The 25,372-nt window shown below is 63.7% G+C and carries 23 protein-coding genes; 2 read left to right on the top strand and 21 right to left on the bottom strand.

Annotated elements, in window-relative coordinates:
* The first annotated feature begins 114 nt into the window (after positions 1-114).
* The gene (locus BGO80_RS07415; protein WP_286720522.1) at positions 115-1,284 is read left to right on the top strand and encodes an AI-2E family transporter; all 1,170 of its coding nucleotides are present in this window, start codon (positions 115-117) and stop codon (positions 1,282-1,284) included.
* Here BGO80_RS07415 and BGO80_RS07410 read toward each other — a convergent pair.
* Positions 1,281-1,910 (bottom strand): LysE family translocator, encoded by a 630-nt coding sequence (locus BGO80_RS07410; RefSeq protein WP_286720520.1) that lies wholly within the window; start codon positions 1,908-1,910, stop codon positions 1,281-1,283. The two genes, BGO80_RS07415 and BGO80_RS07410, sit on opposite strands and share 4 nt — an antisense overlap.
* A 2-nt stretch (positions 1,911-1,912) precedes the next feature.
* Entirely contained in the window at positions 1,913-2,359 is a 447-nt protein-coding gene (locus BGO80_RS07405) for an Lrp/AsnC family transcriptional regulator (RefSeq protein ID WP_126149782.1), read from the bottom strand.
* Positions 2,360-2,645: 286 nt separating this feature from the next.
* Between BGO80_RS07405 and BGO80_RS07400 the strand changes: the two genes are divergently transcribed.
* Entirely contained in the window at positions 2,646-4,619 is a 1,974-nt protein-coding gene (locus tag BGO80_RS07400) for a putative bifunctional diguanylate cyclase/phosphodiesterase (protein WP_286720517.1), read from the top strand.
* On the opposite strand, the gene BGO80_RS07395 is transcribed toward BGO80_RS07400, so the two are convergent.
* The 19 genes from BGO80_RS07395 to BGO80_RS07305 all read right to left on the bottom strand — a co-directional run bounded on the left by BGO80_RS07395 (position 4,616) and on the right by BGO80_RS07305 (position 25,326).
* Positions 4,616-5,347 (bottom strand): FadR/GntR family transcriptional regulator, encoded by a 732-nt coding sequence (locus BGO80_RS07395; RefSeq protein ID WP_286720515.1) that lies wholly within the window; start codon positions 5,345-5,347, stop codon positions 4,616-4,618. The two genes, BGO80_RS07400 and BGO80_RS07395, sit on opposite strands and share 4 nt — an antisense overlap.
* A 1-nt stretch (position 5,348) precedes the next feature.
* A complete protein-coding gene (yjfF, locus tag BGO80_RS07390; RefSeq protein ID WP_126149779.1) occupies positions 5,349-6,326 on the bottom strand; it encodes a galactofuranose ABC transporter, permease protein YjfF in 978 nt (325 codons plus the stop codon).
* Complete coding sequence (locus BGO80_RS07385; protein WP_286720512.1) at positions 6,323-7,327, bottom strand: ABC transporter permease; 1,005 nt, start codon at positions 7,325-7,327, stop codon at positions 6,323-6,325. Before BGO80_RS07385 ends, yjfF begins: the two co-directional genes overlap by 4 nt.
* Positions 7,324-8,841, bottom strand: coding sequence for a sugar ABC transporter ATP-binding protein (locus BGO80_RS07380; protein ID WP_286720510.1), 1,518 nt, complete (start codon positions 8,839-8,841; stop codon positions 7,324-7,326). Before BGO80_RS07380 ends, BGO80_RS07385 begins: the two co-directional genes overlap by 4 nt.
* Before the next feature lie 105 nt (positions 8,842-8,946).
* Positions 8,947-9,918, bottom strand: coding sequence for a galactofuranose ABC transporter, galactofuranose-binding protein YtfQ (gene ytfQ, locus BGO80_RS07375; RefSeq protein WP_126150982.1), 972 nt, complete (start codon positions 9,916-9,918; stop codon positions 8,947-8,949).
* A gap of 198 nt (positions 9,919-10,116) precedes the next feature.
* Positions 10,117-10,941, bottom strand: a complete 825-nt coding sequence (trpA, locus tag BGO80_RS07370; protein WP_286720507.1) for a tryptophan synthase subunit alpha — start codon at positions 10,939-10,941, stop codon at positions 10,117-10,119.
* Between the two features lies 1 nt (position 10,942).
* Positions 10,943-12,127: a tryptophan synthase subunit beta gene (gene trpB, locus BGO80_RS07365; RefSeq protein WP_286720505.1), complete on the bottom strand. Its 1,185-nt coding sequence runs from the start codon at positions 12,125-12,127 to the stop codon at positions 10,943-10,945.
* A gap of 1 nt (position 12,128) precedes the next feature.
* Entirely contained in the window at positions 12,129-13,058 is a 930-nt protein-coding gene (locus BGO80_RS07360) for an ABC transporter permease (RefSeq protein ID WP_126150985.1), read from the bottom strand.
* Positions 13,055-14,569, bottom strand: a complete 1,515-nt coding sequence (locus BGO80_RS07355; RefSeq protein ID WP_286720503.1) for a sugar ABC transporter ATP-binding protein — start codon at positions 14,567-14,569, stop codon at positions 13,055-13,057. The genes BGO80_RS07360 and BGO80_RS07355 overlap by 4 nt, the downstream gene beginning before the upstream one ends.
* Positions 14,570-14,573: 4 nt before the next feature.
* Entirely contained in the window at positions 14,574-15,482 is a 909-nt protein-coding gene (locus BGO80_RS07350; protein ID WP_286720502.1) for a sugar ABC transporter substrate-binding protein, read from the bottom strand.
* A gap of 31 nt (positions 15,483-15,513) precedes the next feature.
* Positions 15,514-16,995 carry a xylulokinase gene (locus BGO80_RS07345; protein WP_286720501.1) on the bottom strand — a complete coding sequence of 494 codons (1,482 nt, stop codon included), beginning with the start codon at positions 16,993-16,995 and terminating at the stop codon, positions 15,514-15,516.
* On the bottom strand, positions 16,988-17,755 hold the full coding sequence (locus BGO80_RS07340) for a tryptophan synthase subunit alpha (protein ID WP_286720499.1): 768 nt from the start codon (positions 17,753-17,755) through the stop codon (positions 16,988-16,990). Before BGO80_RS07340 ends, BGO80_RS07345 begins: the two co-directional genes overlap by 8 nt.
* Before the next feature lie 106 nt (positions 17,756-17,861).
* A complete protein-coding gene (locus tag BGO80_RS07335; protein WP_286720497.1) occupies positions 17,862-18,779 on the bottom strand; it encodes an AraC family transcriptional regulator in 918 nt (305 codons plus the stop codon).
* A 498-nt stretch (positions 18,780-19,277) separates the two neighbouring features.
* Positions 19,278-20,012 (bottom strand): glucosamine-6-phosphate deaminase, encoded by a 735-nt coding sequence (locus BGO80_RS07330; protein WP_286720495.1) that lies wholly within the window; start codon positions 20,010-20,012, stop codon positions 19,278-19,280.
* 48 nt (positions 20,013-20,060) lie between these two features.
* Positions 20,061-20,960, bottom strand: coding sequence for a carbohydrate kinase family protein (locus BGO80_RS07325; RefSeq protein ID WP_286720493.1), 900 nt, complete (start codon positions 20,958-20,960; stop codon positions 20,061-20,063).
* On the bottom strand, positions 20,957-22,024 hold the full coding sequence (locus BGO80_RS07320) for an ABC transporter ATP-binding protein (protein WP_286720492.1): 1,068 nt from the start codon (positions 22,022-22,024) through the stop codon (positions 20,957-20,959). Before BGO80_RS07320 ends, BGO80_RS07325 begins: the two co-directional genes overlap by 4 nt.
* Positions 22,024-23,532, bottom strand: coding sequence for an argininosuccinate lyase (gene argH, locus BGO80_RS07315; RefSeq protein ID WP_286720490.1), 1,509 nt, complete (start codon positions 23,530-23,532; stop codon positions 22,024-22,026). The genes BGO80_RS07320 and argH overlap by 1 nt, the downstream gene beginning before the upstream one ends.
* A 4-nt stretch (positions 23,533-23,536) precedes the next feature.
* Positions 23,537-24,388 (bottom strand): carbohydrate ABC transporter permease, encoded by an 852-nt coding sequence (locus BGO80_RS07310; RefSeq protein WP_502686550.1) that lies wholly within the window; start codon positions 24,386-24,388, stop codon positions 23,537-23,539.
* 5 nt (positions 24,389-24,393) lie between these two features.
* Entirely contained in the window at positions 24,394-25,326 is a 933-nt protein-coding gene (locus BGO80_RS07305) for a carbohydrate ABC transporter permease (RefSeq protein WP_126150994.1), read from the bottom strand.
* Between the last annotated feature and the right edge of the window lie 46 nt (positions 25,327-25,372).

Here is a 25,372-nt window from a genome sequence, read left to right as displayed (position 1 = left end):
TCCCAGGGGGGTGCGAAACCGCTCATCAGCCATCTTGCTGACAACAAGACATTTGACGAGCATGCCATTGCGGCCCAATAACCGCACCCGACCCTTGCACAACCAGAGGCCAGCATGACGCAATCCGACCCATCGGGTGACAAGCGCCGCCCCCGACTTCTTGGCCTTGCCGCCCCGGCCCGCATTGCGCTGATCCCGCCTCTGTCGGCCGCGCGCTGGATCATCCTCCTGATCGTGCTGGTCAGCGCCTATTTCTTCCACGGCTTTCTAGTGCCGGTGCTGGCGGCACTGATCATCGGCTTTGCCAGTTGGCCGCTTTATCGCCACGTGATCCGCTGGGCCGGTGGCAACAGGACGCTCGCGGCATCGATGATGATCGCCGCCATCGTCTTGTTCCTGGTGGTCCCGGCGCTGTTCATCGGTGCCTTTGCGGTGCAGGAAGTGCGGGCGCTCTACCAGTGGGCCATGACCACCAACAGCGCCGGCGCGCCGCCGCCGGATTGGTTTGCCACCCTGCCGCTTGGCGGCGATTGGCTGAGCGAACTCTGGGCTGAGCGCATCGGCCGCCCCGGCGCAGTGGGGCTCCTGGTGGAAGGCGCTGTCGGCGCCAATATCCTAAATATCTACCACAGCATCCTCAGCATCACCGGCGGCACGCTCAACTTCCTGCTGAACCTGCTCTTTGCCATCGTCGCCTTGCTCTTCGTCTATCGCGACGGCGAGAAGCTGGCGGCCCAGCTCGACAAGATCGGCAATCGCATCTTCCCGCTGCGCTGGGATCGCCTGTCGCGCATCGTGCCTGCAACCATCAGTTCCACCGTTACCGGCATGACCATCATCGCCATCGGCGAAGGCATCGTGCTGGGCATTGCCTATTGGCTGGCCGGCGCCCCGTCACCGGTCTTGCTGGGCATCATCACCGGCGTCGCCGCCATGATCCCGGGCGGTGCCCCGCTTTCCTTCACCCTGGTCTCAGCCTATCTGGTCGCCTCGGGCTCCCCGTTCCATGGCCTGGCCCTGTTGGCCTGGGGTTCGGTGGAACTGTTCATCGTCGACAAGACCTTGCGGCCCAAGCTGGTGGGCGGGCCCATCAAGCTGCCTTTCCTGCCGACCTTTTTCGGCCTGATCGGCGGCGTCAAGACCATGGGCTTTGTCGGCCTGTTCATCGGCCCGGTGCTGATGGCGCTGCTGGTATCGATGTGGCGTGAATGGATGCTCGATCTCGACGAGCCGGCACCCGTGACACAGACAGCCGAGGTGGTGATCACCCAGGACGTGATCTAGCGGCCAAGGGTGGACGCGACGGCCGAAACGACGGCCCAGAGCCCAAAGCCGATCATCACCAGCCCCGAGAGGCGGGAGATGATGGCGGCAAAATCGGTGGGCAGGCGCTGCCGCAACAGCGCCACCCCGCCGCTTAGCAGGCACCACCAGAGCATCGAGCCGGCGAAGACCCCGCCGACCACCATTGCGACCGGACCCAGCCCGTCGGCCGATGCCAATCCCAGCCCGGCGAACAAAGCTGCAAACGACACTATGGTCATCGGATTGGCGATGGTCAGAACAAAGGTGGCAACGGTAACGCCGACGAGGTCGCGCGCCGGCACGTCTGCAGCCGCGCGCATCGGTTTTGGCCTCAGGCTCGTCCAGCCCAGCCACAGCATGAAAGCGCCGCCCAGAAGACGCAGCGGCAGATCGACCATACCCAGCGCCCCGGAGAAGGCCGCAAAGCCGAGCGCCGCCAATAGCGCATAGGTGCCGTCAGCCAGAGCGGTGCCCAGGCCCCCCGCCAAACCGGCGGCAAAGCCGCGCTCGAGCGTTCGATTGATGCAGAGCGCACCAATGGGCCCAAGCGGCGCCGCAATGGCAATGCCAAGCGCCACGCTCTTGACCAGCAACATCCAGTCCATGTTCAGCCCCCCGGCACGAAGGCGCCGCCCACGGTGGAAGACAGGGCGATCACCGTTTCGCTGCGGCCGAGGAAACGCTGCGCCTTGAGCTCGGCCAGTACGCCCTCGATGTCAGCCACGCTCGCCACCCGCAGCTTCACCAGATAGGACCAGGCGCCGGTGACATGATGGCATTCAAAGATATTGGGATGCGCCGACGCAAAGCGGCGGAATGCCTCTTCGTCGGCATCCTGGCGCAGCGCCACCCAGAGAAACACCAATGTAGCGAGCCCCAACGCCTCGGGGGCAGCATCGACGGTGAACCGCCGGATTGCACCCGACGCCACCAATCGCTTGATACGCTCGTTCACGCTCGAGGGCGACAGGCCCACCACCTGGCCAATATCCGCCAGCGCCCGACGCGCATCCTGAGCCAGCAGCGCAACAATTTTGAGGTCAATTTCATCCATAGAAGCAAAATATTCGATTCTTATCCAATATCAACATATATTTTGCTGTATAGGCGCGATCAAACCATCAACTTTCCGGTCAAACTCGCATTCGTCGATGTCGGCTGCGGTGACAGACTTCCGCAACCATATCGCGCAAAATCCGCCCTATCGCGCCCAAACCGTCATAATCGGCCAGCAGGATAGGTGTTTCGCCCAAGGCCGTATCGAGTTTGGAAACGTTTTCAGTGCAGCAATTCACTGGAGCGACAGGACCAGAACAGTCCGCGCCGAAATGGGGGCTTTAATGCTTGATGTTGTGCGGTCCTGGTTTTCCGTGCCCCGAGACAATCCGGAGCTGCTGCGTGCGCAATATGCAGCATTCTCCAAGCAGGTGCCCCTGCTCTACACCATCCTCGTCATCAATACCTGGGGGCTGGCGACGACCCATATCGGTCTGGCGCCGGATTGGCTTGCCATTCTGCTGCCCACTGCGCTGACCCTGGTCTGCATCATCCGCTGCATCAGCTGGTGGCGTAGCCGCAGCTATGTCCCCAGCAGCGGCGAAGCCTACCAGGCCCTGACGCGCACCAATCGGCTGACGGCTATTCTCGGCGTCATGTTCGTTGCCTGGAGCTTGTCGCTCTATTCCTATGGCAATGCCTATACGCAGAGCCACATCGCCTTCTTTATGGGCATCACCGTGGTCAGCTGCATCTTCTGCCTCATGCATCTGCGCGCCGCGGCGCTGTCATTGATGGTGCTGGTGAATGTGCCCTTCGTGCTGTTCTTCAGCGCCACGGGCAACCCGACCTTCATCGCCACCTCCATCAACGTTGCCCTCGTATCGGTAGCGATGCTGATTATCCTCAACATCTCCTATCGCGACTTCACGCACCTCATCGCCTCACGCAAGGCGCTGCTGCAAAAGCAGGGCGAACTCGAGCAGAAGCAGGTCGAGACCCAGGCGCTCAGCGACGAGAATTTCCGTCTCGCCAATCTCGATGCGCTGACCGACCTGCCCAACCGCCGGAGCTTCTTCTTCAATCTCGAGCAGAGCTTTGCGAAGGCGCGCGAGACCGATACCCCGCTGGTGCTAGGCATTCTGGACCTCGACGGCTTCAAGCCCGTCAACGACGCTTATGGCCATGGCGTGGGCGATCTAGTGCTGGTGGAAGTCGCGCAGCGCCTGCGCGATGTCTGCGGCTCCGACATCACCCCCTACCGGCTGGCCGGCGACGAATTCGCCCTGATGGTGGGCACACATCTCACCGAGGATGTCATTCTCGAAAAAGCCGATCGCATCTGTGCGCTGTTGCGCATGCCCTATCCGGTGACCAATGGCACGGCACAGATTTCGGCCAGCATCGGCTTCAGCGCCCTGAGCCCCCAATGTCGCACCGCCCACGATCTATTCGAACAGGCCGACTATGCGCTTTACGACGCCAAGCGCGGCAGCGGGCGCGGCAAGGCACATTTCTTCTCGGCCGCGCATCAGTCGGCGATCCTGCAGAACATCGCCATCGAGCATGCGCTGATCAACGGAAATCTCGAGGACGAGCTCTATCTCGAATTCCAGCCCATCGTTGAAGCCGGCAACGGCCTGCCCATGGGATTTGAGGCGCTGGCCCGCTGGCGCAGCCCGACCCTGGGACAGATCTCGCCCGGCCTATTCATTCCCGTGGCCGAACGCGCCGGGCTCATCTCGAAGCTGACCCGCCTGCTGCTGGCAAAGGCGCTTCACCAGGCCGGTGCCTGGCCTGCGCCGCTCCGGCTCTCCTTCAATCTTTCGGTGCATGATCTCAGCATCGCCGATGGGCTGCTGCCGCTCATCAGCATCATCACTGCCAGCGGCTTCGATCCACGCCGGCTCGATCTCGAGATCACCGAAACAGCAATGATGCGCGACTTTGCCCAGGTCACCCAGGCCATCGACACGCTGAAATCGCTCGGCGTCGGCATTTCGCTCGACGATTTCGGCACCGGCTATTCCAGCCTGACCCAGGTGCATCGGCTGCCGCTCGACAAGATCAAGATCGACCGCAGCTTCGTCGTCGACATCGACAAGAATCCAGCCAGCCACAAGATCGTCAAATCCCTCGTGGCACTGTGCCGCGACATGGACCTGTCCTGCGTGGTCGAAGGCGTCGAGACCGAGGAAGAGCTCAAGGTCCTGCGCGAATTGGGCTGCGACCTGATTCAGGGATTCTACTTTGCCCGCCCGCTTTCGGTCGACAGCATTGCCGGCTTTCTCGCAGGGCCCGAGCGTATTCGCGCCTAGCGGGCAAGCAGCCGCTCGCGGTCCAATAGCATGGCGGCCTCGAGCGCGACGCGCGCCGCCTCGACATCACCCTTCTCAACGGCCAGAACCATCACATCCAGCCGAACAGAGGCTTGGTGCATGTAGTCGCTCAACCCCGGCCTATCGCGTGTCAGCGCCAGGGCCAGCAGCAGTTCGACGACCCCCACCACCGACCGCAGCAGGGTGTTGTGCGCACTCTCGGCAATGATGGAGTGAATTTCGAGCGTCGCGAGGCCGAATTGCTCGACCCCGTCTCCTGAGGTTGCTGCCTGATGCAGCCAATATTTCATCAGTCGCACATGCTCTGCCGTGCGATGGCGCGCAGCCCCTTCGATGGCCGGCACCTCCAGGGCCGCGCGCACCTCAAACAGATTTTCAAAGAAATGCGGGTCGTCAGGCGCGTGAAAATGCCAGGCCAGCACCTGTGAATCGAAGAAATTCCAGCGGCTGCGCGGCGACACCCTTGTGCCGACCTTGGGCCGCGCCTCAACCAGTCCCTTGGCCTCGAGCGTCTTGACGGCCTCGCGCAGCACGGTGCGCGACACACCATACTGCTCCATCATCACCGCGTCGCTCGCCAGCACCGAACCAACGGGAAACGCGCCTGAGACAATGGCGCGCCCAATCTCGTTGATGACGAAGGTGTGGAAATTGCGCGCAGCGTGCCGCCCCGAAAGGGACCGGATGAGGCTGCCTGCTTCGATCATGTCAGGCTTTCTGTGAGGCTTTGTCTCCGGGAGCCGCGGCCGCGAAAATGATGCGTTGCAGCAGAATGAACAGGAACAGCAGTATGCCGATCACGATCTTGGTCCACCAGCTCGACAGCGTGCCGTCGAAGATGATGTAGGTCTGCACCAGGCCCAGCAGCATGACACCGATAAAGGTGCCGAGAACGAAGCCATAACCGCCGGTGAGCAGCGTGCCCCCGATCACCACCGCGCTGATGGCATCGAGCTCCACGCCAACTGCCGCCAACGGATAGCCCGCCGAGGTATAAAGGGAAAACACGATTCCGGCCAAGGCCGCCAGCACCGAAGACAGCATATAAATGGCCACTGTCGTGCGCGCCACCGGCACACCCATCAGCGAGGCCGAAACCGGATTGCCGCCCAGCGCATAGACGTAGGAGCCGAATTTGGTCCGGTGCGCTACCAGCGCGCCGATGATGAACACTGCCACCATCGACAGGCCGATAAAGCTCAGTCGTCCTCCGCCCGGCATGCGGATCATCAGGCTCGAAATCCAGGAGTAGAATTCGTGGCTGATCGGCACGGAGTCCTGGGTGATCACCGAGGCTGCGCCACGCGCCAGAAACATGCCGGCCAGCGTCACTATAAAGGATGGCACCGCCAGGAAATGGATCGCCAGCCCCATCGTGCCGCCGAACGCTGCCGCAACCAGAATGGCGATGGCGAAGGCCAGGAGCGGATGCAGGCCCGCCCAGGAGATCAGCACGGCGACCAGAACGCCGGTGAAGCCGATCACAGCCCCCACCGAGAGGTCGATGCCGCCCGATAGGATGACGAAGGTCATGCCCACCGCCGCGATACCCAGAAAAGCATTGTCGGTGAGGAAATTGCCCAGCACCCGGGTCGAAAACATATTGGGGAACTGCATCACCGCCACGGCATAAGCGATCGCGAAGATCAGCGCGGTGGCGACGAGCGGGCGAAGGCTGCGGCTCATTTCTGCGCTCCCTTGGCGACGGGCCGGAGTCGGACGGGGGCCAGGCGCGAGGCCAGCGGCGACTGGATCAGCAGCACGATGAAGATCAGGCCGGCCTTGACGATGAGGTTGAACTCGGGCGGGAAGCCGGAGACCAGGATTCCGGTATTCATCGCCTGGATGATCAGCGCGCCGACCACGGCCAGCGGCACCGAGAAGCGCCCGCCAAGAAGCGAGGTGCCGCCGATCACCACGGCAAGGATGGCGTCGAGCTCGAGCCACAGCCCGGCATTATTGGCGTCGGCGCCCCGGATATCGCCGGCCACGATGATACCGGCAATGGCCGCGCAAAGCCCGGACAGGGAATAGACCAGCATCAGCAGCATGCGGCTGCGAATGCCGGCGAGACTGGCGGCAGCGCGATTGACGCCCACTGCCTCGATGAAGAGGCCGATGGCCGTGCGACGCACCAGCAAGGTGACGAGCACCATCAGCACCAGGGCGATGACCGTGGCCATGGGCAGGCCGAGGAAAGAGCCAGTGCCGATAAAGATCAGTACCGGGTCGTTGAAGGTGACGATGAAGCCCTGAGTGATGAGCTGGGCGATACCGCGCCCGGCCACCATCAGCACCAGCGTGGCGACAATGGGCTGGATGTCGAGCACCGCAACGAGAAAGCCATTCCAAAGCCCGCACAAGAGGCCCACAACCAGCGCGGCGGTGACGGCAATCGGTGCCGGATAACCCGCCACCACCAGCGTCGCCGCGACCGCGCCAGCAACCGCCATGACCGCCCCAACCGAGAGGTCAACGCCCTTGGTAGCGATGACCCCGGCCATGCCGATGGCCAGGATCGCTACCGGCGCCCCACGGTTGAGCACGTCGATCAGGCTGCCGAACAGGCGCCCGTCCTGCCAGGTGATGCGAAAGAAATTGGGAAATAGCAGCCAGTTGATCAGCAGCACGCCGGCAAGGGCGATGAGCTGCGGATTGGCCAGCTTGCTGACATAGCGCCGGATCATGCGGGCGCTCCTTCACGGTGATTGGCGATGGCCTGCACGATCACGCCGGGATTGATGTTTTCGCCGTTGAGCTCGGCGACCATTTCGCGATCGCGCATCACCACGATGCGCGAGGAATAGGCCACGACCTCGTCGAGTTCGGAGGAAATGACGACCAGCGCCAGTCCCTCGTCGCGAAGGCGATTGATGGTACGGACGATTTCGGCATGGGCGCCGACATCGATGCCGCGGGTAGGCTCATCGAGAATGAGGAAAGACGGGTCGGTGGCCAGCCAGCGCGACAGGATCACCTTCTGCTGGTTGCCGCCGGACAAGAGCTTGATCGGCATGTCGAGCGAAGCGGCGCGGATATCCATGGACTCCCCGAACTTACCGGCGATTTCCATCTGCTCGTCGCGATTAAGCGCCGAGAACCAGCCCAGCTTGCCCTGCAGCGCGATGATGATGTTTTCGCGCACGGAAAGGTCGCCGAAAATGCCCTCGGCCTTGCGATCCTCCGGACAAAAGCCGAAGCCGAGCGCGATGGCGTCGGTTGGCCGGGCGATGCTGGCCGGCTTGCCCTCGAAGCTGACCGTGCCTTCATCGGCGCTGTCTGCCCCGAACATGATGCGCGCCATTTCGGTGCGCCCGGAGCCCAGGAGCCCGGCAACGCCGATTACTTCGCCCTTGTGAATAGTGAGATTGAACGGCAGCACCGAGCGCTTGCGCCCATAGTTCTGGAAGTCGAGCAGCACGTCGCCCAGCGGCCGGTTTTCCTCGAGCTTGGTAGCGCCCGAGAAAGCGACATCCTTGCCCAGCATCAGGCGCACCACATCGGTGCGGCTGAGATCGTCCAGCGCCCGGGTTTCGATCAGCTTGCCATTGCGCAGAATGGTGACCCGATCAGCAATGGCGAAGACCTGGTCGAGGAAATGGGTGATGAAGACGATGGCCAGGCCCGAGGACTTCAGGCCCGCAATGATCTCGAACAGCCGCTCGACCTCATTGCGGTCTAGGCTTGCCGTGGGTTCATCCAGGATCAGCACCTTGCCCGACAGTTCGACGGCGCGGGCAATGGCGACGATCTGCTGCACCGCCACCGAATGGCTGCCCAATTCGCTGGCCGGATCGAGATCAAGGCCGTAGCGCGCCAGCACGGTGCGGGTATCCGCCTCCATCTTGCGGCGATTGACGAAACCGAAACGCGTCGGCTGATGCCCGAGATAGAGGTTTTCGGCCACCGAGCGGTTGGGCAGGAGATTGACCTCCTGGTAGACCGTGCCGATGCCATATTTCTGCGCCTGCTGCGGATTGTCGAGCACGACCGGCTCGCCATCGGCCAGCACCTGCCCGGTGGTCGGCTGGTAGGCGCCGGTCAGGATCTTGATCAGCGTGGACTTGCCGGCGCCGTTTTCGCCCAGCAGCGCATGCACTTCCCCAGCTTTTAGGCCGAAATTGACATTGTCGAGGGCGACATGGTTGCCGAAGACCTTGATGATCCCCCGCGCTTCCAGCGCATATTCGGTCCCGCTCATCGTCTCTCCCCATGAAGCCGATGGCTCCAACGATAATTTCCCCGACCACGAAATGTCACCCCGACGAAAGCCGGGATGACACGGTGATTGAGTCTCGCGTTACTCTTAGTAACCCAGGCCCTTGCGGCGATCATATTCGCCCTGCGGGTCGTCGGCAGAGGTGTAGAGCTTGCTTTCGGTGATGATGAACTTCTCCGGCTCGGTGCCGTCAGCCAGATAGGCGGCCAGGGCGTCGAAAGCGGGACCGGCCATGTTCGGGGTCAATTCGACCGTGGCATTGGCTTCGCCGGCCGCGATGGCGGTGAAGATATCGGGCACGGCGTCGATGGAGACGACCAGGATGTCGGTGCCGGGCTTGAGGCCAGCATCCTTGATGGCCTGGATGGCGCCAACGGCCATGTCGTCATTGTGGGCGTAAACAGCGCAGATATCGGCGCCGCCGTTTTCGGCCTTGATGAAGCCTTCCATCACTTCCTTGCCCTTGGAGCGGGTGAAATCACCGGTCTGGCTACGGATGATGGAGAGGTTGTCGTGGCCGGCAATCGCTTCCTCGAAGCCCTGCTTGCGGTTGATGGCCGGGGTCGAGCCGACGGTGCCCTGCAGTTCGACGATCTTGCACTCTTCGGTGCCGACGGTGTCGACCAGCCACTGGCCGGCCACACGGCCTTCCTTGACCTGGTCGGATGCGACCGAGGTCAGGTACAGATCTTCGGACGCATCGACGCCGCGGTCGAGCAGGACGACCGGGATTTCAGCTTCCTTGGCTTCGGTCAGCACTTCATCCCAGCCGGTGGCGACGACGGGGGCGACCAGGATGGCGTCCACGCCCTGGGCGATGAAGCCGCGAATGGCCTTGATCTGGTTTTCCTGCTTCTGCTGGGCATCGGCGAACTTGAGGTCGACGCCGCGTTCCTCGGCCTGCTGCTTGGTCACAGAAGTCTCGGCAGCGCGCCAGCCGGACTCCGAACCGATCTGGCTGAAACCGACGACCTTGCCCGACAAATCCTGGGCAAAGGCAGCGGTAGACAAGGCAGTAGCGAGGCCCGCCGCGAGGGCGAGCTTGGTGATGATGGTCATGTTGATCCTCCCAAATGACCGCCCGGCTTGTCAGCTTCAGGCGATGAGAGGACCCTATATAAAGTACTATTATATGTAAAGTGGGCATGCTCACGGAAACGGCATCGGCGATTTCGGCGCGCCAAAACGGCGGCGGCGCCCCGAGGGACGCCGCTTACCTGACCGCATTATGAACGAATTCTGAACGACTTACCGAATTCAGAGCGCGTCGAGCGCCTGCCGATAGTCGCCGATGAGACGCGCATAGGCGGCAAGGCGCGATGTGCGGTCCGGGTTCTTGCTGTGCACTTCTTCGATCAAGGCGCTGGCGACGATGGCGCCATCGGCCACTGCCGCAGTCTCGGCCGCCGCCTCTGGGGTCTTGATACCGAAGCCAACCAATACGGGAAGCTTGGTGAGCGGACGCAGCCGTTCGACCGCCCCGCTGATGGTCTCGATGGAGGCCGAGGGCCCACCCGTCGGCCCCACCACCGGAATGCAGTAGAGGAAACCGCCGACCCCAGGCCGAGCAGAGAAATCGGCTGCGTCGAGCGTCGGTGCCGACAGCGCCACCATCACCAGGCCATTTTTATCCAGCTGGGCGAGAAGGTCATCGGCCTCGCGCAGTGGCATGTCGGCGGCGATGATGCCATCGATCCCGGCTGCAGCCGCGCGGCTGGCAAAGGCTTCATAGCCCATGGCGACGAGCGGATTGGAATAGCCCATCAGAATGATCGGGGTGGTCTTGTCGGTCTGCCGGAACGCCACGACCAGGTCGAGCGCGGCGGCGAGATTGCCGCCGCCTTCGAGCGCCCGCCGATTGGCGCGCTGGATGGTGGCGCCATCCAGGATCGGATCGGAAAAGGGATAGCCCAGTTCGATGAGGTCGATGCCGCTGGCGACGAAGGCGTGGAGGGCGGCAAGGCTCTCCTCGCGATCCGGATCATCGGCCACCGCGAAGGTCACCAGCGCCTTGCGGCCTTCGGCCTTGAGACGATCGAACATCACATCGATGCGGTTTGGCGTCTTGTGCGCTTTAGCCATGTCAGCTCTCCGGCCAGACGATATCGAGGTCCTTGTCGCCAGAGGCGGGGACCATGACCACAATGCTGGACCCGGCAGGCAGTGTGGCGGCCAATTGCTCGGCCGCGGCCAGGGCATGCCCGGCTTCGAGCGAAATCAGAATGCCTTCGCGTTCGGCCAGCCGGCGGACCGCATCAAGCGCTTCGGCATCGCCGATGGAGGTGGTCTCGACCCGTCCGCTGTCGACCAGATTGGCCAGCTCGGGCGAGGAGCCGGGATAGGCAAGGCCGGAGGCAATGGAATTGGCGGAGAGAATCTGGCCGTTCTCGTCGCTCAGCACCAGGGTTTCGGCACCATGCAGCACGCCACGGCGGCCCTTGGCCAGCCGCGCCGAATGGGCGGGACCGCCATCGCCGCCGGCTTCGACCGCCAGGAGGCGAATGCCCTTGTCGACGAGAAAGGCGGAGAAAATGCCGATAGTGGAGGAGCCGCCGCCAACAGCCGAAACGATGGCAGCCGGCACCTGGCCGGTGCCGATCATCTGCAGGCGGGTCTCGTTGCCGATGACCGACTGAAAGGCGCTGACAAGGCGCGGATAAGGATGCGCGCCGATCGGGGCACCAGCCACATAGGCGGTATGATCACTGGTACCCATCCAGTGGCGCACCGCCGCGCTGGTGGCCGCATGCAGCGTACCCTCGGCATCGGCGACGACGCGCAGGTCGGCACCGAAAGCCCGGATCTTCTTGACTGTGGCCGCATAGCGCTCTGCGTCGCGCGCGCCGATATAGACCACCGCCTTCATGCCCAGATGCGCCGCCACGGCTGCCGTGGCGATGCCGTTCTGGCCCGAACCGGTATCGGTGACGACGCTTTCGAGGCCCATGCGCCGCGCCAGCAGGCACTGGCCAAGCGCTGAATTGGCATAATTGCCACCATTGAAGGTGAGATCGTCGCGCTTGAGCACGATGCGCACACCATTGGCCTCGGGTATAAGCGCCCCGAGCTCCGAGATGGGCGTCGGCCGGCCGACAAAGCTATGCAGCAGGCGTTCGAACTCGGCACGGAAGCCACGATCGGCCCAGGCCTCTTCAAAGGCTGCCTCTAGCCGGTCGAGCACCGGCAGCAGCACAGGGGCGACGAACTGGCCGCCGAACGAGCCATAACGACCGGGTCTTTCGGCCCGCATTGCGCTTATACCAGCCATATCAGGCCCCCTTGCCGATGCGACGCACCAACACGGCGGCGAGAATGATGCTGCCGGTGATGATGTCCTGGAGGAAGGTCGAAACGCCCAGAATGGTGAGGCCATTGCTGACCACGGCGATGATGGCGGCGCCAACCAGAGTGCCGGGCACATTGGCCTCGCCATCGCGGAAGGCGGTCATGCCCAGGAACACCGCAGCATAGGCGGTGAGCAGATAGCCGCCACCACCGGTGGGATTGGCGCTGCCGATGCGGCCGGTGAGCAGCATGCCCACCAGCGCCGCCAGCATACCCGAGAGCGCAAAGGCCATCATGGTATTGGGGACGATGCGCACGCCGGCGAGACGGGAGGCTTCGCGATTGCCGCCAATGGCATAAAGCCGACGGCCGAACTCGATCTTGTCGAGCAGGAGCCAGACGACGATGGCGACGCCGATCATCCACCAGGTGAGGGTCGGCAGGCCGAAGGTCCAGCCCCGGGCGATATCGCGGAAACCGTCGGGAATGCCGCCAAACAGCGTCGCGCCATCGGAGAGATAGAAGGTGACGCCGCCGATAATGGTGCCCGCCGCCAGCGTGGCGATGAAGGACAGGACCTCGAAGCGCGCAATGATGAAGCCGGACAGGGCGCCAAAACATCCGGCAGCGGCAAGGACGATGACGAAGGCCAGCGGCGCGGGCACGCCGGCAGCGAACAGATACATGATGAAGATGCCGCCGAACGACACCAAAGAGGCGGTGGCAAGATCGAATTCACCAGCGGCCATCACCAGGGTGACCCCGACCGCCACGATGGCGAGCAGCGACATCTGCTGGGTGATGTTGATGAGATTGCCCGGCGTGCCGAAGGCGCCCGGTGAGGCGATGGCGAAGGCCACGACGATCAGGATCAGGGCCAAAAGCGTGCCATATTTGCCGAAGAGGTCACTCATGACCCGGTCTCCTTGCGTTCGGTATGGGCGAAGGCGGCCGCCACGATGGAACGGGGCTCGATCTGTTCGCCGACGAGTTCTGTGGTGATGCGCCCGCCGGCCATGACCAGCACGCGGTCCGACAGGGCGAGCAGTTCGTCCATGTCGCTGGTGGCCATGAGCACGGCGGCGCCATTAGTCGCCATCTGCCGGGCAAGGGCGTGGATTTCCGCCTTGGCACCGACATCGACGCCCCTTGAGGGTTCGTCGAGAATGAGCAGGCGTATAGGACGGCCGAACCAGCGGCCGAACAGCAGTTTCTGCTGATTGCCGCCCGAAAGGGTCAGCGGCCTGGCATGGGGCGAGCCCATCTTGACCGCAAGCTGCTGGCGGATGGTGTCGGCCCGCTCGACCAGCTTCTTGCCGCTGACGATGGGAAGAGCCGGGCTGGCGCGCACGGCGCCGAGATCGGCCAGCACCAGGTTTTCGGCAATGCTGCGCTGGGTGACGAGACCTTCGCCGCGCCGGTCCTCGGGCACATAGGCGCCACCCCTGGCGATGCGCTGGCGGATGGCCGATGGCCGCATGGCTTCGCCATCGAGAAGGATGCGCCCACCCTCATGGCGGCGCGCGCCCCAGATCTGCTTGATCAGCGAGGAGCGCCCTGCCCCCACCAGGCCATAAAGCCCCAGGATTTCGCCCTCACGCACCTCGAGCGAGATCGCATTGCCGTCGGGGCCAAAGGGCAGGTCTTCGACGGTGAGCACCGGCTTGCCATGGATACCGGCCGGCTGGCGGGTCGACAATTTCGTGTCATTGCCGGTCATCAGCCGGACCAACTGTTCGCGGGACGTGTCGGAAATGGCACCGCTGCCGGTGGTCTTGCCGTTGCGCAGCACCGTGAAGCGGTCACAGATATCGAGCACCTCGTCGAGCCGGTGCGAAATGAAGATGATGGCGACGCCCTGCCCCGACAGCACGCGCACCGCATTGTGGAGGCGCGCCGCTTCGCCATCGGACAGCGAGGCGGTCGGCTCGTCCATGACGATCAACCGGCTGCCATCTGTCATCAGCGCCCGAATGATTTCGACCAATTGCTTCTGCCCGGTGGTCAACCGGCTGGCCGGCACGTCGAGCGGCAGGTCGGGCGCGATGAGCTTGGCTGCCTCTTCCACCTGGCGCCGCATGGCGGCGCGGTCGATGAAGGGGCCCTTGCGCGGATAGGGCCGGCCGACAAAGCAGTTTTCGATGGCGGTGAAATGGGGAACCAGGCTCAGTTCCTGGTGGATGAACCGGAACCCCAGCGCCTCGGCGTCGCGCACCGAGGTGATCGGTCTGATGTCGCCATCGACCGCAATAGTGCCGCTGTCAGGGGTAACGAGCCCCGACAGCGACTTGATCAGCGTCGATTTGCCCGCGCCGTTTTCGCCCAACAGGCCATGCACCGAGCCGGCGTCGACACTGAGGTCGACGCCGTCCAGCGCCCGAGCGCCGGCGAACCATTTCTTGAGATCGCGGACTTCGAGCAGCATGGGCTTATTCGCAGGTGACGCCGAGCGATTCCGCATTGATCGGAATGGCGGGCACATACATCTCGCTGGCATCGGCGGTGCTGCCGGCCAGCACGCGGTCCAACTGCTCGGCACCGATAGCGGCCATGCCGGGGAAGTCCTGGCGCAGCGTCTGCTTGAAGTGGGTGCAATTCTTGATCATGTCGACGGCCTGCGCATTGCCGTCGATGCCCATGATGATGAATTTGGCATCGGGACGCTCGGATTCGGCAGCCAGTTCCGCACCGATGCCGGGATCGTCGAAAGCGGCCCAGACGCCATCGATATCGTCGCCGAACTGACGCAGGAAATTCTCCATGGCCACGCGGCTGTCATCCACCGGACCGGGCACCTTCACATAGTGCTCGGCGACCACCTTGATGTCGGGATACTCGGTGAGGACCTGATCGAGGCCCTGTTCACGCAGATGCACGCCCGGATGGGCCGAGTGGAAGAATTTGACGATATTGCCCTTGCCGCCCATGGCGTCGAAGAGATTGCGCGAAAGCGCCACGCCCATGTCGAAATTGTTCGAGGTCACGTTGACGGTGATGTTGGGGCCCGGCGTGCCGTCGAGCGAGATCACCGGAATGCCGGCTTCGGCGGCCAGGGCCACCTGATCGCCGACCTGGTTGTGATCGACCGAGATCAGGACGATGGCGTCGGGCTTGGCATTGACCGTGTCCTCGATGCGCGAGGCCAGCTGGCCGAAATCATTACGCGTATCGATGATGGTGGTGTTCCAGCCGCGCTTGTCGCCCTCGGCCTTGAAGGCCTGCGCCATCTCATTGGTCGGGATGGAGCTGATATAGGGGGTGAGGATGGTGACGTCGGTGGCAAAGGCCGTCGTCGTCATCAGGCCGGCAAAGGCCAGGGTCAGGGTCGAGAGTTTCATTGTAGTCCTCCTTGCAGAAAAACGGCGCGCCTCAAGGCGTTCCCGAGACTTGGGGCTGGCCGGATAGGGTGATGGGTTTGAGCGCCGCGATGGCGGCCTTGTAGGCGTCGAACAGGCCGTCATAGCGGGCGCGCATGGCCGGATCGGGCTCGAAGACGCGTTCGACCACGGTCATGGACGAGACGGCATCGACCATGCGGGTGAAGCGGCCGACGCCCACCGCCGCCATAATGGCGGCGCCGAGACAGCCGATGCCGGCATAGGCCATGCGGTGCATGGGCACGCCCAGGCAATCGGCGCGGATCTGGCTCCAGAGATCGGAGCGCGAGCCGCCGCCGCCATGCAGCAGGTGCTGGGGCTTTTCGCCGGCGGCACTGGACAGGGCCTCGAACAGGAGGCGGCCGGAAAGGGCGACGCCCTCCATGACCGCCAGCGCAAAATCGGGCGCACCGGCGCGACTGTCGATGCCGATGAAGGCGCCGCGGATTTCGCTGTCCCAGAGCGGGGCACGCTCGCCTTCGAGATGCGGCAGGAACAGCATGGGCCGGCCATGCCGATCGGCCTGCGCAGCAAGCACTGGCACGTCGAGCGGCTCGACATTGGCCACTGCGCCCCACCAGCGCAGGCTGTCGCCGCCGCTCTGGGTGGGACCGGCATGGACCACGAGGCCCTCGACCGTGGGGAAGGTGACGACCCCGGGGGCGCTGGTGCGGCGATCGCCGGCCACCGCCAGGATTTCGCTGGTGCCGCTCATATACATGCCCTGGCCGGGCTTGCAGACGCCGCAGCCGAAGAGATTGCCGAAGGCATCCATGGTGCCGGCGACAACCGGCACCTTGCGGCCGCCGATGACGGTTTCGCCGATCACCTCGGTCAACTCGAACAGCGGCGGCAGCTTGCTGGCGGCGCCAATGACGCGGTCGAGGAGGCCCGCGACATAGCGATGATCGGCCCCGACCTGGCCCCAGGCCGCGAGCGGATCGGCCACAGCCTTGCCGGTGAGGTGAAAGAGGCAAAAATCCTTGGGTGCCAGCACATGCACGGTGCGGGCCCAGAGATCGGGATGATGGCGCTCGAACCAGGCCATCTTGGCCACCACATGGCTGGCGCCGATGGGGATATCGACGCCCGGGCCCCACCATTGGGCTTTTTCGGCGGCGGATATCGAGGCATTGATGGCGGCGGCCTCGGCCTGGGCGCGCACATCCTGCCAGACGATGGCGGGGGCGAGCGGGACGCCATCGGCATCGACGAAGACGTCGGTATTGACCTGGCTGCAGAGGCCGAGCCCGGCAATGCGCGAGACATCGATATCGGCAATCAGTGTCGCAAGGCCGTCGCGGACGCCATTCAGCCAGTCATAGGGGTTCTGCTCGACCACGCCGAAGCCGGGACGGTTGGTGGGATAGGCGCGGCTCCAGCTGGCGACCACCGCGCCCTCGGCGGTGAAGATGCCGCCCTTGACCTGGGTCGAGCCGATGTCGAAGCCGATATAGAGATCACCCTCAGCCATCGAGGCCTCCCCGCAAATCCCTGAACAGGCGCCGCAATGCATCCGGGCCGGCAAGGGCGGCGCGCAGGGTTTCGGACCCGACGATGACCCCGTCGCCGCCGAGGCTGCGGACCGTGCGCGCATGCTCGCCGCGCGAAATGCCGAAGCCGGGAAGGATCGGTGCGGTGACGCCAGCCTGGCGCAGGGTGGCGATGTGATCGGCGTTGGCCGGATCGACCACGTCGCGCGGGCCGGTGACGCCGGCAGCGGCCTGCAGCATGACGTAAAAGCTGGCCTTCTGCGCCGCGGCGATGGCCGCCTCTGTCATTGGCAGGGCGACGAAACTAGAGGGCTTGAGCCCGGCAGCGATGGCATTGGCCTCGAGTCGCTGGCGCAGCGGATCAGCTTCCGGCGCGACGACGAGGAGACTGTCGAGCCCCGACCAAAATTGCGGACCGGCAAGACCGGGATGCTCGCCATCGGCATAGGTCATCAGCAAAGTGGCGGGCGCCTGCGGCAGGCGGGCCAGGCGGTCGAGCAGAGCGTCGAGATCGGCCCGGGCATGGTCGCGATTGGCGCGGGCCATGGATTGGCGGACATCAGAGCCATCGAGATAGGGATTGGGTGAGGCCATGCCGATCTCGAGCACGTCGACGCCTTCGCCGGCATAGATATCGACCATATCCAGCGGCACGGCCGGATCGCCGAGCGGGAAATAGCACGAGAGCAGCGCCGGATTCTGGGCGCTCAGGGCTTTGATCTTGGCGGAATGAAGAGGCAAGGCAGCGATCCGATTGGGAGATATCGGACCATGTCTAGCCATGGCGTTGATGGCTTGTCAGGAGGGGCAAGACCCCGCCCGCAGCAAATCTGCAGGATGTGGATAGTCAGGCGCGCTCGGCCGAGGGCGCCAGGCCGAAAAGGCGCTTGTAACTGGCCGCGAAGCGCCCGGCATGCGGCATGCCCACCCGCCGCGCCGCCTCGGCGACCGGCATGCCGTCGCGAATGAGGCGCCGCGCCTCCTGCATGCGGATATCGGTCAGGACCACCAGCGGCGAGCGCTGGTAATAGCGCTGGAAGCCATCGAACAGCGAACGCTCGGAGACCCCCACCTCGCGCGCCACATCGGACATGTTGAGCTTGTCGCTGAAGCGGTCGCGGAACAGGTCCATGGCCACCTTGACCTGGCGCGGTGTGGCCTGCAGCCGCTCGAACACCACGGACTCGCCCTGCCGAAAGGCGAGATTGCGCAGCATGCCATCGACCAGCAGCGGCACCAGCCGCGACAGCTGCTCGGGATCGGGCGCCTCCTCACGCACCGCGAAATTGGCCAGTTCGCTCAGCACCTGCTGCACCTGCTGCCCGCTTTCGCTGCGCAACTGGATCACCGGATTGAACACCGGCAGCGCCAAGGGCCGTCGGCGGGCCAGCTCGGTCATGCGGTCCCGCACCAGGTCGCGGTGGATCTGCAGCATCAATTGCCGTGTACCGGCGCGCCAATGCGAAACGAAGCGCGGCCCGGGCGACAGCAGCAGTGCCAGCCCTGCCTCGGTGTGAAAGGTATCGCTGCCGAACTCGATATCCACGCCGCCATCGAGCGGCATTTCGAGCATGTAGAAGGCGTCGAATTCCGAAGCGATGGAGACCGGGCTGCCATATTGCAGCATGTTGAAGGTCGATGGACCGATTTCGACGGCGCTGTGGCGGAAATCAAGGTCGCTGTGATCGCGGTCGGTATCGAGCCGATGGCCGCAATAGCGCTGGTTGAGATAGTCGGTCGCATCCCCCAGATGCGTGGTCTGCATCCGATGGACCCACCCGCCAGATCGGCCGGATTGCACCGCTTCTGCCAACACCGAAGGCCCGCCTCCTACGCGCGCTTGTTGCGGGACAAGCCGGGTCCCACAGCGCGGCGAGTGTGCCCCGCTGTCACACAATCGTCAATTCCGCTGACGGTGCGACCAATGGGCTAGAGCGTTCGTCGCTCCCTCCCCCTGAGGCAGGGCTATCGCATAGGGGTTTGAGCGTGCTGCACACCCCCACCCAACCTCCCCCTGAAGGAGGGGGAGGAGCCGCATCGCGTGCCAGGTGAGATATTGCCAAACACGCAGCCGGAGCTCTCTCCCCTGGCGGGGAGGGAGGCGAAAGCGCCCAGAGTCCACCTCAAGTTGAAATGATCTGGCCACGAAGCGTTCGCCCCGCACGATGTCATCCCGGCGCAGGCCGGGATCCATCTCGAGATCTCAGAATGGGCCCCGGCCTGCGCCGGTGTGGCAATCGCGTTTGTGGCACCCAGGGGCTATTCACACCCCGTTGGGGATCGCGGCCTGGTCGGCGAAGACGATGACGTTGGGGTGGGCCTGGAGGGCCGAGGCGGGGCAATCGGGGCTGGGGGCCTGGCGGAAGGCGGCGTCGAGCGCTTCGACCTTGGAGGCGCCGATGGCTACAAGGACGATCTGGCGGGCTTCGAGAATGGTACCGATACCCATGGTCACGGCCGAGGGCGGCACGCTTTCGCCGGGCGGGAAATCGCGCTGATTGGCCTCGCGGGTCGAGGGGGTGAGCGCCACTTCGCGGGTGCGGCTGTCGAAGGCTGAGCCGGGTTCGTTAAAGCCAATATGGCCGTTGCGACCGATGCCGAGCAATTGCAGATCGATGCCGCCGCCTGCCGTGATGGCCACCTCGTAATCGGTGCAGGCCGCCGCGACATCGCCCAACACGCCCGGCAGATGTCCCCTGCCCTCGGGCAGGTCGACCTGGCTGAACAGATGTTGCTGCATATAGGCGGCAAAGGACGCCGGATGGCCGGGCGGCAGGCCGATATATTCGTCCAGGTTGAAGCTCTCCGTCCGGGCAAAGGAGAAGCCGCCCGCCTTATGGAGCTCGACCAGCGCCGCATAGATCGGCACGAAGGTATTGCCAGTGGCCAGGCCCAGCCGCATGGCGGGCGTGGATGCCAGCTGTTCGGCGAGATAGGCGGCAACGGCTTCTGCGGTGGCTTCAGCGGTGGGGAAGACGCGAAATTCTGGACTGCTCATCATTCTGCTTCTGTTGCGGGATCGAGTGCCCCGCTTTTTAGGTCAAGTTCAGGCGGTGGCCGCAAGGCTGCCGGTGCCACCCGAGGCCTGTACCGAACGCGAACCAGCCCCGATTGCCGCTGCAAGGCAGGCTTCGGGTTCGGCACCATCGAGCCAGGCATCGAGGAAGCCGGCATTGAAGGCATCGCCGGCACCGGTCGTGTCGATAACCCGAACCTTGGGACTGGGCAATGCGAACACGGTGCCGTCCACCGCCAGCATGGCCCCGTCGCCGCCGCATTTGAGCGTCACGACCGGGAAATGCCGGGCAAGGATGGCCAACGCCTCGCGCGGGTCCTTGGCCCCGGTCAAGGCATGAGCCTCTTCCTCATTGGGCATGAACACGTCGATCCCTGCCGTGCGCTCGAAGAACAGGGGATCGCGGATCAGCTCGTCGTCCCAGCTGGGGTCGAGCGAGACCGTCAGGCCCTTGGCCTTGGCTGCGCTGATGGCGTCGCGCATTTCGTGCAGCGTCGCATATTCGGCAATGTGCAGATGCCCCGCCTCGGGCCAAGCCAGGGCCTGCTCGAAACTGGCCGGCCGGGCCTGGCCGGCGCGACGCGACAGAAAGGCGCGGTCATTTTCATTGACCATGACCACAGTCAGTTGCGGCCCGGCACTGTCATTGCGATCGAGAAACTGCAGGTCGAGCCCCAATTGCTCGATCTGCGGCGACAAGGCGGTAGACAGCGCATCGGTGCCGAAGCGCGCCAAAAGCGCCGAGGATCGCCCATTGGCGGAGAGATGGGCCGCGGTGATCAGCGCCCCGCCGCCTGGCGTCATGGTGAAGTCGCGCGCGAACATCTCGCGACCCAGTTGCGGCATGCCATCGAGACCGCGAAACACCATGTCGCAATAGATGCGGCCAAGGCTCAACACCGCCCTGGATTTGGATGGTGTTGACCTCATGCCCGACCCAGAGCCTTCTCGCTGGCAGCGTCGAACAGATAGAGGGCGCCAACACCGGCATGAACCGACACGGTGCTGCCGATAACCGGCACCACGCGGCCCGGTGCCGTGGCGGTGACCAGGGTCTTGCCGATGAGCACATGAACCAGGGTTTCGGCGCCGAGCGGCTCCACCGCTTCGACGACGCCCGAGCCGCTGACCCCGGCACCGCTGGCGTCGCCGACGACGAAATCGTGCGGACGAACGCCCACCAGCACCTTGCCGTCATGAACCGGCAGGCTCAGGCCGGAAGCAGTCAGGCCGTGGATCGAGAGCGCGCCATTGGCAAGATTGCCCTCCATCATGTTCATAGACGGGCTGCCGATGAAGCGGGCGGTGAAGACATCGACGGGGTTCTCGTAGAGATCGGTGGGGGTGCCGACCTGCAGGATATTGCCATCGCGCATGACCACAATCTTGTCGGCCATGGTCATGGCCTCGACCTGGTCATGGGTCACATAGACGATGGTGGTGCCGAGCCGGCGATGCAGGCTCTTGATCTCCATGCGCATCTGGCTGCGCAATTGTGCATCGAGATTGGACAGCGGTTCGTCGAACAGGAAGGCGACGGGGTCGCGCACCATGGCGCGGCCTATGGCGACGCGCTGGCGCTGACCACCGGAAAGGGCCGCAGGGCGACGGTCAAGCAGCTTTTCGAGGCCCAGAATCTTGCCGGTTTCCTCGATCCGCTTCTGCTTTTCTTCCTTGGAGAGCTTAGAGGTATAGAGGCCGAAGCCGATATTCTGGCCCACGGTCATATGCGGATAGATGGCGTAGTTCTGGAACACCATGGCGATATTGCGCTGCTTGGGCTCGCGCTGGTTCACCACCTCGTCGCCAATCAGCAGCTTGCCGCCGGAAATGTCCTCGAGGCCCGCAATCATGCGCAGGGTGGTGGACTTTCCGCAGCCCGAGGGGCCGACAAAGACGACGAATTCGCCGTCCTCGATGGTGAGGTCGATGCCGTGCACGGCGCGGGTATTGCCATAGGCCTTGACCAGGCCCTGAAGTTCAATCTTGGCCATCAGGCGTGTCCCTTCAATGCGTCGAAGCGGGTTTTGAGCAGGCGCGCGGCATCAGCCTGGCGGCGCAGCAGGTTGTCATGAGTTTCGGCGAGACGGGTGGCGTCCTGCCGGTAGCCGGCAATGGCGGCGTTGAGCGGTTCGGGCGCCGGACCGCCGAAGCGGGTGCGCACCGAAACGAAATATTCGGGCGACACCAGTTCGGCGAAGGTGGCTTCGTCCAGCGTGGACACCCGGCCGGTCGCCTGTTCGAAGGCGGCGCGGAACGGGGCATAGCCATCGCTCACGAGGTCACCGCCCATGGCCACGACGGCCTTGGCGACGGCGGCAGCGATCTCGTGGCCTTCGCGGAAGGACAGGCCCTCGCGGCGGACGAGACTATCGGCCAGTTCGGTGATGGTGATGCAAGAGCGGCGGATGTTCTGCGCCACCCGCGCCGGATCGATGCCGATCTGGGCGACCAAGGCCGCCAACAGGTCGAGCACGCGGTAGGCGCTGGCAAAGGCGCCATAGCCCATGGACTGGGTTTCGCCCTCGCTGTCATTCATGTCGGTGAAGGGCGTATTGTGCATCACCGTGAGCATGGCGTGGGCGCGGCCCACGGTCTGGCTCGACAGGTGACGCAGATGTTCGATCGGCACCGGATTGCGCTTCTGCGGCATGATCGAGGAAATCTGCACCAGGGAATTGGGCACATAGATCTGCCCAACCTCAAAGCTGGTCCAGACTTGGAAGTCCTGGATCGGGCGACCGAGATGGAGGAACATCAGCCCGATGGCCGAGTAGGTCGAGGTGATGTAGTCGACCCCGGCAATGCAGGAATAGGAATTCTGCAAGGGCGCGGCAAAACCCAGCAGTTCGGCCACCAGCGCGCGGTCGGTGGGGAAGCCGGTCGTGGTGATCGCCGCAGCGCCCATGGGCGAGAGATCGACGATTTTATACGCCTCGAACAGGCGCTCGATATCGCGGCCCACGAATTCGATCACGGCCGAGAGGTAATGCCCGAACGTCGTCGGCTGCGCCGGCTGGCCATGGGTATAGGCCACGATCAGCGTATGCTTTTCCCGCTCGGCGGCCTCGATCAATGCGCTGTGCAGATTGAGGGCCTTGCCGATCAGCACATTGAGCCGCTCGCGCAGGCCGAGCTTGAACAGCGTGTGGTCGATATCATTGCGCGAGCGCGCCGTATGCAGGCGACCGCCGAGATCGGGGCCGACGCGCTTTTTGAGCTCTTTCTCGATGAGGAAGAAGAAGTCTTCGACCTCTCCGGTATAGACCAGCTCGGACGGGACGATTTCGGCATCGATGCTGTCCAGCGCCTTGGCGATCTCGCCGGCCTGTTCGGCATCGAGAATGCCGGTTTCGGCCAGCATCACCAGATGCGCGCGGTCGATGGCGCGGAAGCCCTCGACATGGTGGTCCTTGGCGCCATCGAACAGTGGCGCCAGGACGGTTTGTTTATAGACGGGATCGGGGAAGACCGAAGTATCGGAAAGGCGGGGATCGGTCATCGCATCAACCCTTGAGGCCGGCCAGCATGACGCCGCGAACGATGAAGCGCTGCAGAGCCAGGAAAACGATGAGGGTCGGGATGGTGCCGATGGCGGCGCCGGTCATGATCAGCTCCCACTGGATCGAGGACTCAGCCGAGAAGCTCGAGATGCCAACGGGCAGCGTATAGAGCTCCTTGGAGGTGGTGACGATCAGCGGCCAGAAGAAGGCGGTCCAATTGCCGAGGAAGGTGAAGATGGCCAAGGCCGAGATGGCCGGCACGACCATGGGCATGGCGATCTTCCACCAGATTGTGAATTCGTTGAGCCCGTCGACGCGTGCGGCTTCGAGGAAGTCATTGGGCACGCCTTCGAAGAACTGCTTCATCAGGAAGGTGCCGAAGGCCGTCATCATGCCGGGGAACATGATGCCCCAGTAGCTGTCGATCCAGCCGAGCTGGCTAGACATCAGATACCATGGGATCACCAGCATTTCGGTGGGGATCATCAGGGTCGAGAGAATGGCGAGGAAGATGAAATAGCGGCCGCGGAACTCGAACTTGGCCAGCGTGTAGCCGACGAGGCTGTCGAAGAAGACGTTGGACAGCGTCACCGTCAGCGCGATGAAGGTCGAGTTGAGGAACCAGCGCATGAAGCGCCCGTCGCCCAGGACCTTGATGTAATTGTCAAAGGTCGGCGCAGCCGGGATGAGGCGCAGGTCATAGACCTGGCCCGAGGTTTTGAGCGAGGTCGAGAACATGAAGAGCAGCGGCGTGATCATGATCAGCCCGCCGATCAGCAGCAGGGTCCAGATGATGATGCGGCCCGGCCGGATATCGCGGCGATTAGCCGCCAACTCGGTGGATGAGGTGGACATGGCGGTCATTTCTTTTCCCTCAGCACATAGAGCTGGAGCAGCGAGACAATGAGCAGGATGGTGAACAGCACCACGGTCTGCGCAGCGGCATAACCCATCTGGTAGGAGGAGAAGGCGGTCTGATAGATCATCAGCACCAGCGGCTTGGTGGAATTGAGCGGCCCGCCCGGATCGTTCGTGGTCATGTTGTAGACCTGGTCGAAGATGCGCAGGAAGCCGATGGACGAGAAGACGACCAGGAACACCGTGGTGGGCTTCAGGAGCGGAATGGTGATCTTGCGCAGGATCGCCCACTCACCCAGGCCGTCGATCTTGGCGGCTTCGTAGAAGGTGTTGGGAATGGCGCGCAGGCCCGCCATGAAGATGATGATCTGAAAGCCCAGCCCCGCCCAGATCGCCGGGATCAGGATGGAGATCAAAGCCTGGTCGACCGAGCGCAGGAACGGCTGCTGGGCAATGCCGATCGAGCTCAGGAAACCATTGATCACCCCGATCGGAACCGGCTGGTAGAACCAGCGCCACACCCAGCCCATGGCCGCAGCCGTGGTCAGGAAGGGCAGGAAATAAAGGGCACGGATGAAGCCGTGCAGCACGCGGACGCGATCGAGGTAATAGGCGATCACGAAGGAGATCAAAAGGCTGATCGGCGTGCCGATGATGAGATAGAGGAAGGTGTTCTGGAACACTTTCCAGAAGATCGGATCGGCGAACATCTTCTGATAGTTCGCAAAGCCGATGAACTGCGCCGGGCGCAGCAAATCCCAATTGGTCAGGGACAGCCAGAAGGCCTGGAAAGTGGGATAAAAGCGGATGCCCGCGTAAAAGATGATGGGCAGAGCCAGGAAGGTCCAGGCCCAGATGACGCGCTTGGTACTGATGTTCAGCCGATCCCAGAAGCGAGACGGGCCTGCGGGGGAAGATGCGTTTGCCGACGCCATGGTCGCTCCTCGGGAAGCATGCGACCGGTGGCGGAACGATACCGCC

The organism is Devosia sp. 63-57 (assembly GCF_001899045.1).
In the GTDB taxonomy this organism is placed as follows: Bacteria; Pseudomonadota; Alphaproteobacteria; order Rhizobiales; family Devosiaceae; genus Devosia; species Devosia equisanguinis.
Note: the sequence above shows the minus strand (reverse complement) of the source record. Positions and strands in the feature narration are given on the sequence as shown.